This window comes from Pseudoduganella sp. SL102 (assembly GCF_027856995.1).
In the GTDB taxonomy this organism is placed as follows: domain Bacteria; phylum Pseudomonadota; class Gammaproteobacteria; order Burkholderiales; family Burkholderiaceae_D; genus Rugamonas; species Rugamonas albidiflava.
The window spans coordinates 2,647,130-2,660,101 of the sequence record NZ_CP115554.1; the positions used below are offsets into that span (position 1 = coordinate 2,647,130).

Here is a 12,972-nt window from a genome sequence, read left to right on the forward strand (position 1 = left end):
GTCAGACCTGGTCGATGGTGTTCTGCTGTCCCGCGATCAGCGACGCGCCGCAAGCGGTCCTGTCGCCGTGGCGTGCTACCGCCTTGCCATCCACGATGCAGGTCTGGTCGCCGCTGACGATTGGCGGCGTGCCATGGCCGGGAATCGGGCAGACCGTCAGGTCGCCAACGCGCGCGATGCCGATGCCGCCAGTGTCGCTTACGCCCGATGCCCCGATGACCACGCCGCCATGCGTGGTCTTGTCACCCAGTCTGATCACAGGTCCCGCCATGTTCTACTCTCCTGTTTCCTTGTTCATTATGTGCTTCAACGTTTCATCACGCCGGGCACGCGCAGCTCCGTATGCCCCAGGTCCATCATTTTCCAGCGCCCGCCCCAGGTCAGGCCCAGCGATTCCGCCACTTCGCCATACAGCTGGTAGCCGCGCATCGCCCACGGATCCTTTTCCGAAATGACGATGCGGCCATTGCGCACGAAGGCGCAGTCGGCGGCCAGCCCGTACTGGTGCCAGCTCTGGAAGGCCGCCGCATTGGTGACGCCTGGCCCCATCGCCGCCAGCGCATCCTGCCGCTGCGGGCTGCGATAGCCTTCCAGGATCGCCATCTCGTAGCCGTGCTGCTCCTTCATGATGCGAAACACGTGCAGCAGGCGTTGCTGGTAGGCCGCATTGAGCAGCGCCCAGTCGCGGCTTGCCGAAGCAATCATCGGCCGTTCCTTCTGCACTTCCGCGCTGGCGAACGCCAACGGCGGCAGGGCAGGCGGCGGCACCAGCTGTTCGCCTTCGAGCAGCGTCGCCACCTGCGTGTTCACCTCGCGCGACGATTCCTCGAAACCGCTCAGCTGCGCATGCTTGCCACTGGTCAACGCGATCAGCGGCGGCACACCCAGCAGCAGGGCACCGCCCAGGCACAACAGGTAGTGGCGCCGGATGAACGCCCCGGCCTCGCGCAGCGAGGCACCGGACGTATTCCCGATCGCATCCAGCCGTCGGCTCTCCCGTTGCGCGGCCGCCCGCCAGCCGCGCTTGAGCCGGTTCCCCGTGCCGGCGAGCGCCTGGAGCACCAGTGCGCGGCCGGAGGGGAACAGCAGCAGCCAGCTGACCAGGCAAGCGAGCAGAAAATACAGGGTGACAGCGACGAACAGCACGTTAGGCCCGTTTTCTACAGGGTAGCCGATGGTGTTGGAAAAATGATTGCCCCGAAGTATAACTTAATCTAATGATAATCGGTCGCTTATAATATTGTGCGGAACAGGGGACTGCGCGCACGCGCGATTCCTGCTTGCATATTTTGCGCCAGGGGTTATATAAATCGCGTAAAGTTATGCATAAAATAATAAGGGAGTGTATTTTGCCGCAAAACGAAGAACCCGGCCGCACCAGCCGGCCCAGCCTTCTCCCCGAGCAGGCGCAGCAGGCCCCTGCGGGCGAAGACCAGAGCATCCTGAGCAAGCTGGATGGCCGCGCGAGCCCGTCCGGCTCGACGCATGCCCGGCGCAAACAGGGCCGCATGGCCGCCGGCATCGCCGCCGTGGTCGTGCTGGGTGGTGGCGCGCTGGCGTGGGCCATGCAGCAGGACAGTGCCGGCAACGCCGTGCAGGTCGCCGCCGCTCCCGCCGCGCCCGTGCAGAAAGCCGTCCCCGCACCGGTACCCGAAACGAGTTCCGGAGCCTCGGCCGACGAGCCTGTGCAGGAAGCCGCCCCCGAGCAGGCGCCCGTCGCGGCCGATTCCGACGTCAGCGCCGCGACGATCCTCGACGAGGTGCCTGGTGCCGCAGTGGCTGGTACCGCCGCGGGTGCGGCTGTCGCGGCGACCGCTCTGGCGGCGCGTGCGCCAGCCGGCGACAATGGCAAGGATGAGCTGACGGCATTCCTGGAGAAGCCCTCGGCCGCGAAGGACGACGCCGCCAAAGTGACGGACAAGGGCGATGCGACGAAAGCGGCCGACAAGAGCGAAGCAGTGAAAGTAGCCGACAAGGACGATGCGGCGAAAACGGCTGACAAGAGCGATGCGGCGAAAGCGGCGAACAAGGCCGATGCGGTGAAAGTGGCCGACAAGGCCGCCGCCAGCAGGCAGGCTGCCGCGAAGAAGGTCGCTCTCGCCAGGGCCGAGCGCAAGGCCAGGGCCAAGGCCGCCCGGGAAAAGAAAACCGCTATCGCCGCAGCGAAGAAGAAAACGCCGGCAAAGATCACGCCGAAAGTCGACACCGACGCGGCGCTGCTGGCCGCGCTGCTGGCCCATTCGAAAGCTTCGCCGGCGCCGCGCGCAGCCAAGCCTGCCACCGATAGCAAGCGCTGCGCACCGCAAGCTGCGGCCAAATGCCCCCCACAGCCGTGCGAGAGTGCCTCCAAGCCACGAAACGACTGCAAAGGCCCTGCCGTGGCCGAGATATCGGGTTGACCATGGCGGGCGAACTGATCGATGAAGTGCGGGCCGCACTGGCCCAGTTTTCGAGCGTCACGCGGCTGTATGCGCTGGACGTGGGCGACGGTAACCTGGAGCTTGGCGCCGGCGGCCTGCTGGTCGAGGCCTTCGTGGCCGAAGACCTGGTGCAGGGCGTGGGCGCGCGCGATGTAATCGCCGTCTCGACCAGCGCCTTCGTCGAGCTGCCTTCGCTGCTGGGCCAGCCGGCCAGCCTGCAGGTCAGCCTGGCGGACGGCACGCGCACCACCTTCGCGGGCGAGGTCAGCGAATTCGCCCAGCTGGGCAGCGAAGGCGGCCTGGCCCGCTACCGTGTCCGCATCTCCCACTGGATCTGGCGCCTGGCGCACGCGCGCAACAGCCGCGTGTGGCAAGACATGAGCGTGACCGACATCGTCGACGCGGTATTCGGGGAGCATGGCGCGGCCGCGCGCTGGCGCTGGAGCGACGAAGTCATGCCGTTCATGGAGGCAGCGACACCGCGCAGCTACTGCTGCCAGTACCGCGAGACCGACCTGGCCTTCGTCGAGCGCCTGCTGGCCGAGGAAGGCCTGGCCTGGCGCTTCGAGCACGGCGAGGACGGTCCATCGATGGTGCTGTTCGCCGACAGCAGCAGCACCAGCGGCGTGCCGGACGATCCGTCCAGCGCGGGCATGGGCATACGCTTCCACGGCGCCCACTCGCGCGAGCAGAGCGACACCGTGCAGGCGCTGGCCTCGATGCGCAGCGTGGGCCCGTCCAGCAGCACGACGCTGAGCTACGACTACAAGTCGAAGAAGGCCGTGGCGGCCACGTCGCCATCGTGGCTGTCGAACGGCGCCAAGCTGCCGCCGCTCGAATCGTTCGACACGCCGGGCCAGTACGCGCACGCCGATGGCGGCCAGGCGCAACGCTGGGCCGACCTGCAGATGCAGGCGCGCGAGGCGCGCAGCCAGCTGTGGCGGGGCCGCTCGACAGTGCGCACGTTACGCGCCGGCACGAAATTGACCGTTACCGGCGCACCGCTGCAGCGCCTGGGCGAAGCGGCCGGCTACACGATCCTGCGCGTGGTCAGCGTGGGCGTGAACAACCTGCCGTCGAAGGCGACCGAAGCGCTGGCCGAACTGTTCGGCCCCATCCCCGAGCTGTTGCAGGAAATGGCGCGTGACCTGCCATCCGACTTCGACCTGGCCATTGCGCAGGCCCGCAAGGCCGGCTACGCCAACTGCTTCGAAGCGGTGGCCAGCGACGTGATCTGGCGCCCGGTACTGCCGGGCAGCGACGGCCGCGCGCATCCAAAACCGACCGCGCACGGCGCGCAGACCGCGATCGTGGTCGGCGCCGATGGCGGCGAAGCGCTGTCCGGCTCCGACGAACTGTATTGCGACGCGCTGGGCCGTGTGCGCATCCGCTACCACTGGCAGGACAGCGGCGACGCCACCTGCTGGGTGCGCGTGGCGCAGAGATTGGCCGGCGGCGGGATCGGCAGCCAGTTTTTACCGCGCATCGGCCAGGAAGTGGTCGTGCAGTTCATGGAAAACGACATCGACCGGCCGATCATCGTGGGGGCGGTCTACAACGGCCAGGGCGAGGGCGGCGTTGCGCCGACGCCCGGTGGCGAAGCTGCTACCAGTACCGATGGCGCCGCGCTGTTCAAGCCGGCAAATGATCACGGTATTTCCGCGCAGGGCAACCTGGCTGGCGGCAATGCTCCCGTATGGCACGGCGCCTCGGGCGACGACGCCGGCCACCGCAACGCCACGGCGCAGTGGGGCGTACGCACCAAGGAATTCGGCGGCGCGGGCTACAACCAGCTGGTGTTCGATGACACGGATTCCCAGGGCCGGGTGCAGTTGCGCACGACTTCCGCTGCGACCGAACTCAATCTGGGGCACCTGATCCATACTGCCGACAACTACCGTGGCTCGCTGCGCGGCCATGGCGCCGAACTGCGCACCGATGCCTATGGTGCCGTGCGCGGTGGCGCTGGCTTGCTGGTGTCGAGCTACAAGATTGCTCATGGCGCGGCGGCCCGTGATCCCGTAGGCGACAACGCAGCGGGTATCGCGCTGATGAAGCAGGCGGTCAAGCTGGGCGAGACGTTCAGTAAAGCGGCTGTGACGCATGAGACGGTGGGGCTGGCTTCTCATCTTGGGGCGGCGAAGGCTTCGTCCAGCGTGGTCGATGAGAAGGCTGCGCCCTTGGCTGCTCTTCTTACTGCGGTGTCAGGAATGGTTGCTACTGATAGTCTTGATGCCGCGCAGGGTGATGCCGCTTCCAGGAATATCAGTCCTGGGGATGGCAAGGTGCCGCATGCCACGGATGCTGTCATTGCCATTTCCGCCAAGGCTGGATTGGCTGTCGTTGCCGGGCAGGCCATGCAATTGTCGAATGGCGAGACCGTCAACCTGATGAGTGGGCAGGATTCGCAGTTCGTGACGGGTGGGCAGATGCGCTTGCAGACCGGGCAGGCTATCGGCATGCTGGCTGGCGCTGTCAAGCCGGGCGCGGAAGGTGCCGGGCTGAAGGTCATTGCTGCCAAGGATGCGATCGATGTGCAGGCGCAGGCGGATGTTTTAAAAGTGCAGGCGCGGGATGAGGTCAATATCGCCAGTGCCAATGCGCATATTGATTGGGCGGCGGCCAAGAAGATCAGTTTGTCGACGGCGGATGGTGCGAATATCACCATTGAGGGTGGGAATATTACCGTGCAGTGCCCCGGAAAGATCATGGTGCATGCGGCGAAGAAGAGTTTTATAGCGCCCGAAGATTTTTCCTACAAATTGCCAATCATGCCACAATCCGTCTGCGTCGAATGTCTTGCAAAGCGAGCCGCACAGCGTACCGCCTTTATCAATAAAGGGGCTTGAGAATGTCCGCTCGACACTTCATCGAAATCTGCGGCGAGGTAGCAAGTGGCAATTCTCAGCTTTATTGGTACGCGATAGCGGACAGCGCGCAAGACGCTTCGTTGCCGGAAGTGCTCAGTAGGCCGAGCCGTTCATTATTCGACGCGGAACCTGGAAGCCCATTAGCTAGGAAGTCCCCTCATCTGGTGGACTTGGGTCCGCCCGGTAGAGGAATAAAAGCTTGGGAGTGGATTGCGCGAAATTCGTCCAAGACACCAAGCATAACAGTAATCACAAGTTTGTTGTCGTTCAGTCCGTTATTAGCCAAACTTAAGTCGTGCGCAGAAATCATTCTCCCCGATGGCGATATGATGTTCTTCGCCTTTTGGGACCCAGCTATCCTGGGGACGCTGCTCGGCCAGCAAGACGACTTGACACTGCATGTGCCAGGCCCCGTTCTTACCATCGAGCAACGAAGCTATTTTGCAGGCGTAGTTCAACGGTGGTGGTACTGGGACCGGAACGAAACTATTCATGAGATCCAATTTAATTCAGGAGCTGAAATTGTTGAGAGTGCCCCCTTCCAGCTCAGTCAAACACAGATAGATCAATTGGTCGAAGCGAGCCTGCCAGATAATCTGCTATATTTCGTAGATCTGAACCAACCGTATCTGCTATATGGGATGAGTAAACGCGCGCAGTACGAATTCGTAAGGACTAGTTTGTTTAGCGCTCGCGAAATCGGGCTCGAGTCGATGCGAGATTTAGTGAATTACGTATGCTTAATGCTTATATGCAAACGCGATAATGAGCCTAATCCACATATTGCTGTACTTTTAGATAGGGTGCGCGACAAGGAGCTAACTTTTGACGATGCTATGAAAAGTTTACCTTGATACATGTATGCTTACGAAGCTGCCTATTATGTTTTCTCGTCGGATTTTTATTGCTACGACGTTTTTGATATTTTCTTTATCGGCCTGCGGGGCGCCAAAAATGACTGTAACTCTTGATATCGTGTATTTTAACTATTTGGACAGACCCATCTACAACGCGTCCATTGATGGAAAGGCGAGCCGTAGCTTGGATCCTTTCCCAGAAACCGGTGGCAGCACGATCTCAGGCGTTTCATTGAGCATTGGTCCTAAAGTAGTGTCTTGGATCCTTGATGGCCCTGCTGGCGCCCCGCGGAACGGAGAGAAAGTTTCTGCGAAGAATTCGCTTCATTTGAGTGATATTCCAGATGATGCCCAGTACTTGAGTATCCATATATATCCGGACGAAACTGTTGAGCTTATTCCGTCGCGCCATTATCCACGGGCGACTGAAAGAGGTATTTCTTCGGCGTCAAAGCGGAGTAAATAATGTCCGGGGACGACGTTCGTGCTGCAATTTCAGCTAATCGTGATGTTGAGGGAGCGGCGCCTGGTCCTTATCAGGACTGCCGAGATGTAGTTCATATATCCATTTTCTTTGACGGAACTGGAAATAATCTTGATGCAGACGAAGCTACTGCCAGTTGGAGTAACATTGGCCGTATGTTCGATGCTGCTGTCGATGATCCAGCCAAAGGAATTTACTCGATATACATATCGGGTGTCGGTACAAAGTTTAACGGCACCTTGCCAAATTGGTTGGCAGCAAAGTCTGCAATGATTGAGGATGGGTTGCCAGGCATGGGTCTGGGGGCTGGCGGGGACAGGCGCATGGAGTTCGGGTATGCACGAGTCAACGACCGACTGCGCGATTTTCTTATCCTGAACGCGCAAAAGCAAGGAGGCGATCTCGAAAAGTATGCAAATGAAGCGGGAAATAAAAGTTTTTCCGAACTAAACCGTGCACTAGGGCGCCATAGATTAATAAAAACCATAAGCATATCCGTCTTCGGGTTTTCCCGAGGCGCTGCGCTGGCTAGAGCATTCACAAATAGAATAATAAAGCAGTGTACTGATGGGGCGGGGAGTTTGCTTTACTCAGGATATCCGCTCCGGATTAACTTCTTAGGGGTGTTCGATACCGTAGCCTCTTTTGGAGTTCCATCTCAGAATGCGCGAACTCCTTTTACCGAGCGCGAACTCCTAGTATCACCGAAAGTTGAGCGTTGCGTTCATTATGTGGCTGCGCACGAGGTGCGCTTTGCGTTTCCTGTGGATCTAATTCGGAAAAATGGAAAGCTCCAAGGGGGGTGGGTTGAAAAACTTTATCCGGGTGTTCACTCAGACGTTGGAGGCGGATATGAACCAACAGCGCAAGGAATTGATAACAATTATGCGCGCATACCTATGCGTGACATGATGGCTGAGGCCGTTGGAGCCGGAGTGCGCTTGCGAAGTTATGGCGAAATTGCACGTACTAGACGGGAACGTTTCACGGCTCGTTTTGAATGCCGAAACGAAACGGCAGAAAGCTACCGAAGGTACATGGCATACGTGGGTTCTCCCTCCGGGCCAATTGAAGGGCAGATTAAACAGCATATGAAACTGCTCTATAGTGCGTACGGCACAATGCATCGGAGAGGAATGGAAACGCCGGGGCAGCGCAGGCTCAAGGAGGATAAATATAAATACATCGGCCCGAAGGGAATGGCTTGGGAAGTTGGGAAATACCGCTTTGCATCGCGTCTGGGTAAGGCAGTCAGGATCGGTGGGGGAGTAGCTAACAGTTATGCACAGTTTGTGAAGCCTCAGGATTGGCAACTCGAATGCTGGGACTCAAACGCGCCTGATGGGGTGCTTCATTTTGTGGCTCAGTATGTTCACGATTCAAAAGTGGATTTCATTGTAAATTTAGGCGATCCATTTAGCTATTTTTCCGCGCGTGAAGTGCTTGAGTCCACGATTAGCGTTTGGGCAGTGGCTGGTAATTGGTTAGATACTAAGACAATACCAATCCGAAATGCTGTGAACGATGGCATTGAGCGAAGTAAGCAAACTATCACAAAAGCTGTTGATAGTACGACTGCGGCTGTCAGACAGACTACCGAGTCCGTTGCGCAGGCTGCGCGTGAAAAAGCCTTGCTGGCCAAACGGAAGGCCGTTGAGGCTGCAGATGTAGCGCGGCGAGAACTCTTGAATGCCAAGAAATTCGGCTCTGAAGTGATTGATGAGGCTGCAAATACTGCTCAACATGCCGCGGGCGTCGCCCAGCAACGTGCTGAACAGGCGGCTACTTACGCGGAGAAGCTTGCCCGTGACGCCGAAGCTGCTGCTGTTACGGCAGTCAATGATGTTCAACAGCGTGCCAGCAAAACTAGTGAAGCTGCCAGTGTTTTGCTAGCTGAAACTGCAGACGGTGCGGAACGACTCCTTGATTCGGGCATCGTGTGGATCAAGAAAGCTGTCCGCGACTCGACCGACGACGCTGAGTCGAAAAGGCGATAAAGCTAAAATGTGATCGCCGTCTCTACCAGCGCGTTCGTCGAGCTGCCTTCGCTGCTGGGCCAGCCGGCCAGCCTGCAGGTCAGCCTGGCGGATGGCACGCGCACCACCTTCGCGGGCGAGGTCAGCGAATTCGCCCAGCTGGGCAGCGAAGGCGGCCTGGCCCGCTACCGCGTGCGCATCTCCCACTGGATCTGGCGCCTAGCGCACGCGCGCAACAGCCGCGTGTGGCAAGACATGAGCGTGACCGACATCGTCGACGCGGTATTCGGGGAGCATGGCGCGGCCGCGCGCTGGCGCTGGAGCGACGAAGTCATGCCGTTCATGGAGGCAGCGACACCGCGCAGCTACTGCTGCCAGTACCGCGAGACCGACCTGGCCTTCGTCGAGCGCCTGCTGGCCGAGGAAGGCCTGGCCTGGCGCTTCGAGCAGGGCGAGGATGGCCCGTCGATGGTGCTGTTCGCCGACAGCAGCAGCACCAGCGGCGTGCCGGACGATCCGTCCAGCGCGGGCATGGGCGTGCGCTTCCACGGCGCCCACTCGCGCGAGCAGAGCGACACCGTGCAGGCACTGGCCTCGATGCGTAGCGTGGGCCCGTCCAGCAGCACGACGCTGAGCTACGACTACAAGTCGAAGAAGGCCGTGGCGGCCACGTCGCCATCGTGGCTGTCGAACGGCACCAAACTGCCGCCGCTCGAATCCTTCGACACACCGGGCCAGTACGCGCACGCCGATGGTAATCAGGCGCAACGCTGGGCCGACCTGCAGATGCAGGCACGCGAGGCGCGCAGTCAGCTGTGGCGCGGCCGCTCGACGGTGCGCACGCTGCGCGCAGGCACGCGCCTGACCGTCACCGGCGCACCGCTGCAGCGCCTGGGCGAAGCGGCCGGCTACACGATCCTGCGCGTGGTCAGCGTGGGCGTGAACAACCTGCCATCGGAAACCGCCGATTATCATAAACTTCTCGCGTCATTAAGTTCGCATGACTATCCTTAAAATTTTTATCGTCACTGTCTTCGGATTTGGGCTTGGTCAGGCGAAAAGCGCTGATTCAACAGTTTTCTCACCCACTAGGGGCGTTTCAGTCAGTATTACTATCGAAGGACCGCGGGTTGACTACGAAATAAGGAAGGCGGGTAGTGTTGTCTCCCATGAATATGTTACGCGGACTGAAAATCCGCTGAAGCTGGTGTTGGCTGATTATAATTTTGATGGCTATAAGGACTTTTCCGTATTTCATATAGACGACGGCATGGGAACTTATACTGTTCACTATATCTTCGTATATTCTCCGAAAGCCAATACGTTCGTTGAGTTAATCCCTAAATGTGGCCATATGTTTGCCAACTTAGTGCGTAATAAGAAGGGGCATACCCTTACGCATATGTACTACGTCCATAATGTTCCGACGGCTTGCACGAGAAAATATTAGTCACACATAGCTTTTAGTGGGTTAAGGACGGCTTGGCGGTGTACTATTCCCCAGCAGCACTACGGGTCTGACCAAGGCTCTGGCGGTACGCACAGTTCGCTAATTACTGCTCAGACGTAGACCTGACCCGAACGCAGTGGTTTTTACTTGCGAAAAATATTATTTCAGTGCAGGAAGTGCAGAGCGTAGAGCGGCAATATCAAGAGGATATGGATACGATACTGCACTCGGAGCTGTTTAGCTAAAACGGCGACACCGCGCAACTACTGCTGCCAGTACCGTGAGACCGACCTGGCCTTCGTCGAGCGCCTGCTGGCCGAGGAAGGCCTGGCCTGGCGCTTCGAGCAGGGCGAGGACGGTCCATCGATGGTGCTGTTCGCCGACAGCAGCAGCACCAGCGGCGTGCCGGACGATCCGTCCAGCGCGGGCATGGGCATACGCTTCCACGGCGCCCACTCGCGCGAGCAGAGCGACACCGTGCAGGCACTGGCCTCGATGCGCAGCGTGGGCCCGTCCAGCAGCACGACGCTGAGCTACGACTACAAGTCGAAGAAGGCCGTGGCGGCCACGTCGCCGTCGTGGCTGTCGAACGGCACCAAACTGCCGCCGCTCGAATCCTTCGACACACCGGGCCAGTATGCGCACGCCGATGGCGGCCAGGCGCAACGCTGGGCCGACCTGCAGATGCAGGCACGCGAAGCGCGCAGCCAGCTGTGGCGCGGCCGCTCGACGGTGCGCACGCTGCGCGCCGGCACGCGCCTGACCGTCACCGGCGCACCCCTGCTGCGCCTGGGCGAAGCGGCCGGCTACACGATCCTGCGCGTGGTCAGCGTGGGCGTGAACAACCTGCTACCTTGCCCGATTTTCAGAGACTTTTGGGAAACGTAAGGGAGGGTGCAGACTACTCATCCGAAATTGATGCCTTGCCACACACATTCTGGCAGGATGCTCGTGGTTGAACTTTTAAGAAACTATATCGAAGGTAGCGTTTGTGAAATTTTTTTTCATATTTATGATGGCACATTGTCTTAGCGCTTGTGCAATCGCAGAGTCGGCGCAGTTGAACACTTACAATGCGAGCATTGGTATTGTAAACCACACGAATAGATACATTTATGCTACGCGCGTTGGATCAGACGCAGGTGGGCACGCTGCACGCTATAGCGCGGGGATTGCAAATATGTGCTGTGTAACATTACCCTTGCAATGGCACTCGGGACTAAGCTTAATGGTGCAATGGGACATGCCTGAAGGTACTAGGCATATTTGGAAGAAAAAAGAAGTGATAGTGGAAAAATATGGAAAACCCGGTAGTGTATATTTACATTTTTTTCCCAATGACGAAGTCCGCATTGTCGTAACTGATTGGGTCGGAGGCTCATTGAAGCATCCGATTCAGCCTCGAGATGAGCCATCGAACTAACCCTAATCCCTTAACGCTATGATCGAAGCAACTCCGCAGGACGTTCCATTTCCCGTGCTTCGGTCAAGATTCCAAACTTTACCAGAATTTCAAAACTGCTTCGTAATGTGAGGGCAGGGGCGGATTATGCGGCCCAGATTGAGAATGTAACTGACGAATTTTGGGACAAAGCGAGCCTCTAATATTATAAAATTAGATGAAAGCTAACATGAAATATCTCACAGTCTTAGGTGGGGCCATGATTTTAAGTGCGTGTGCGGCCGCTAAGCAGGATCAAGCCGAGATGTATGGCGCAAGTATTGGAGTTGTAAATCATACAGACAAGTACATCTATGCGACACAAGTTGGAAATAATGGCGGTGGACACGCCGGCCGTTATAGCGCAGGCGTTGGAAGTGTTTGTTGCGTGATGTTGCCAGTAACATGGCATGCCGGTTTGCGATTCAATGTGCACTGGGATGTGCCGGAGGGTACCAAGCATATCTGGAAGGAGAAGTTGGTTGATGTAGAGAGGTATGATGAGCCAGGTAGTCTCTATTTACACATCTTCCCCAATGATGAAGTCCGTATCGTCGTAACTAAATGGGCAGGTGGCTCGCAGAAACATCCTATTCAGCCGCCTGTAAAAACACCAGTTCAATGATTCTTACACTAATCTATGATCGAACCTACCGCTAGTAAAAACCCCTATCCTTTATGAAAGTGATTCGTTTCTTTATCGCCATGTGCTTGGGCGTAGTGTCGCAGCATTCAACGGCTCTTGACAATGCAGCTCCTCCCTCAGTCAAGTTCGTCTTAGGTAAAGCAAAAAACCTAGGTGTAAGCCGCCCGACATCAAGTGTATCCGTTGAAACTCTTAAAATTATCGCCATCGAAGGTTTGCAGCCTAAGATTCTTGATAAGATTACTGTACAACTCCTGGAAAAAGAGAAAAATATGCCACGCGAGGTGAAGCTCTGTGGTTCTTGTGCCCAAGGTCATCCTTGGGGTTTTCACCTTGAGTTTAAAAGAATCTTGGTTTCAGAGGATTATATAAGCACTGTTTTCGAAAGGTCTACTGTTTGCGCCGGCTCTCCTGATATCGAGAAGGTTCCCATGGTATTTTCAAGGCTAAACGGAGCATTAATTCCGGCAGAGAATTTGATAAAGAAGTTTGTGTCTGCTGCGGTTATCAAGCCTAGTTATGAAGGTAAGGTAGAGCTTAACGAGGAATCGATAGAGCAAATGATTTCTGACAGTGAGGCGGAAGGCATCAGCAGTAATGAGGAGTGTGAATTTTATCTGAAGAATACGCCTTATTCGGTTTGGGTTGACGGTAAGAGATTAGTGCTTTCTCCCGAATTTACTCAAACCAATTCCAATTGTATGAAAGAGTATATAATTAAAAGGTGAATAATCGGAATTCTGCGCTGTGACCTACTCATCACCGACCCAAACTTCGGCGCGTCAGTCATGTCCCGGTATGCCGGGAAGACGATTCACGCAAAATTAG

13 protein-coding genes are annotated in these 12,972 nt (G+C 57.6%); 11 read left to right on the forward strand and 2 right to left on the reverse strand.

Annotated features, from left to right (window positions below):
- Position 1: 1 nt before the first annotated feature.
- Entirely contained in the window at positions 2 to 271 is a 270-nt protein-coding gene (locus OU994_RS11325; RefSeq protein WP_131146818.1) for a PAAR domain-containing protein, read from the reverse strand.
- A 35-nt stretch (positions 272 to 306) separates the two neighbouring features.
- Positions 307 to 1,146 carry a M15 family metallopeptidase gene (locus OU994_RS11330; RefSeq protein WP_281610809.1) on the reverse strand — a complete coding sequence of 280 codons (840 nt, stop codon included), beginning with the start codon at positions 1,144 to 1,146 and terminating at the stop codon, positions 307 to 309.
- Between the two features lie 203 nt (positions 1,147 to 1,349).
- Here OU994_RS11330 and OU994_RS11335 point away from each other — a divergent pair, with 203 nt between their 5' ends.
- The 11 genes from OU994_RS11335 (at position 1,350) to OU994_RS11380 (ending at position 12,872) form a co-directional block, all read left to right on the forward strand.
- Positions 1,350 to 2,399, forward strand: a complete 1,050-nt coding sequence (locus OU994_RS11335; RefSeq protein ID WP_281610810.1) for a hypothetical protein — start codon at positions 1,350 to 1,352, stop codon at positions 2,397 to 2,399.
- Between the two features lie 2 nt (positions 2,400 to 2,401).
- Positions 2,402 to 5,269, forward strand: coding sequence for a type VI secretion system Vgr family protein (locus OU994_RS11340; protein ID WP_281610811.1), 2,868 nt, complete (start codon positions 2,402 to 2,404; stop codon positions 5,267 to 5,269).
- Positions 5,270 to 5,271: 2 nt separating this feature from the next.
- A complete protein-coding gene (locus tag OU994_RS11345) occupies positions 5,272 to 6,144 on the forward strand; it encodes a DUF4123 domain-containing protein (protein ID WP_281610812.1) in 873 nt (290 codons plus the stop codon).
- A 7-nt stretch (positions 6,145 to 6,151) separates the two neighbouring features.
- On the forward strand, positions 6,152 to 6,613 hold the full coding sequence (locus OU994_RS11350; protein WP_281610813.1) for a hypothetical protein: 462 nt from the start codon (positions 6,152 to 6,154) through the stop codon (positions 6,611 to 6,613).
- On the forward strand, positions 6,613 to 8,628 hold the full coding sequence (locus tag OU994_RS11355; RefSeq protein ID WP_281610814.1) for a DUF2235 domain-containing protein: 2,016 nt from the start codon (positions 6,613 to 6,615) through the stop codon (positions 8,626 to 8,628). Before OU994_RS11350 ends, OU994_RS11355 begins: the two co-directional genes overlap by 1 nt.
- A gap of 9 nt (positions 8,629 to 8,637) precedes the next feature.
- The gene (locus OU994_RS11360) at positions 8,638 to 9,621 is read left to right on the forward strand and encodes a type VI secretion system Vgr family protein (protein WP_281610815.1); all 984 of its coding nucleotides are present in this window, start codon (positions 8,638 to 8,640) and stop codon (positions 9,619 to 9,621) included.
- Positions 9,608 to 10,057 (forward strand): hypothetical protein, encoded by a 450-nt coding sequence (locus tag OU994_RS11365; protein WP_281610816.1) that lies wholly within the window; start codon positions 9,608 to 9,610, stop codon positions 10,055 to 10,057. The genes OU994_RS11360 and OU994_RS11365 overlap by 14 nt, the downstream gene beginning before the upstream one ends.
- Before the next feature lie 213 nt (positions 10,058 to 10,270).
- Complete coding sequence (locus tag OU994_RS11370) at positions 10,271 to 10,945, forward strand: phage late control D family protein (RefSeq protein WP_281611624.1); 675 nt, start codon at positions 10,271 to 10,273, stop codon at positions 10,943 to 10,945.
- Between the two features lie 127 nt (positions 10,946 to 11,072).
- Positions 11,073 to 11,480, forward strand: coding sequence for a DUF3304 domain-containing protein (locus OU994_RS31730; protein ID WP_373922613.1), 408 nt, complete (start codon positions 11,073 to 11,075; stop codon positions 11,478 to 11,480).
- Positions 11,481 to 11,688: 208 nt separating this feature from the next.
- Entirely contained in the window at positions 11,689 to 12,123 is a 435-nt protein-coding gene (locus OU994_RS11375) for a DUF3304 domain-containing protein (RefSeq protein WP_281610817.1), read from the forward strand.
- 53 nt (positions 12,124 to 12,176) lie between these two features.
- Entirely contained in the window at positions 12,177 to 12,872 is a 696-nt protein-coding gene (locus OU994_RS11380; protein ID WP_281610818.1) for a hypothetical protein, read from the forward strand.
- The last annotated feature ends 100 nt before the right edge of the window (positions 12,873 to 12,972 follow it).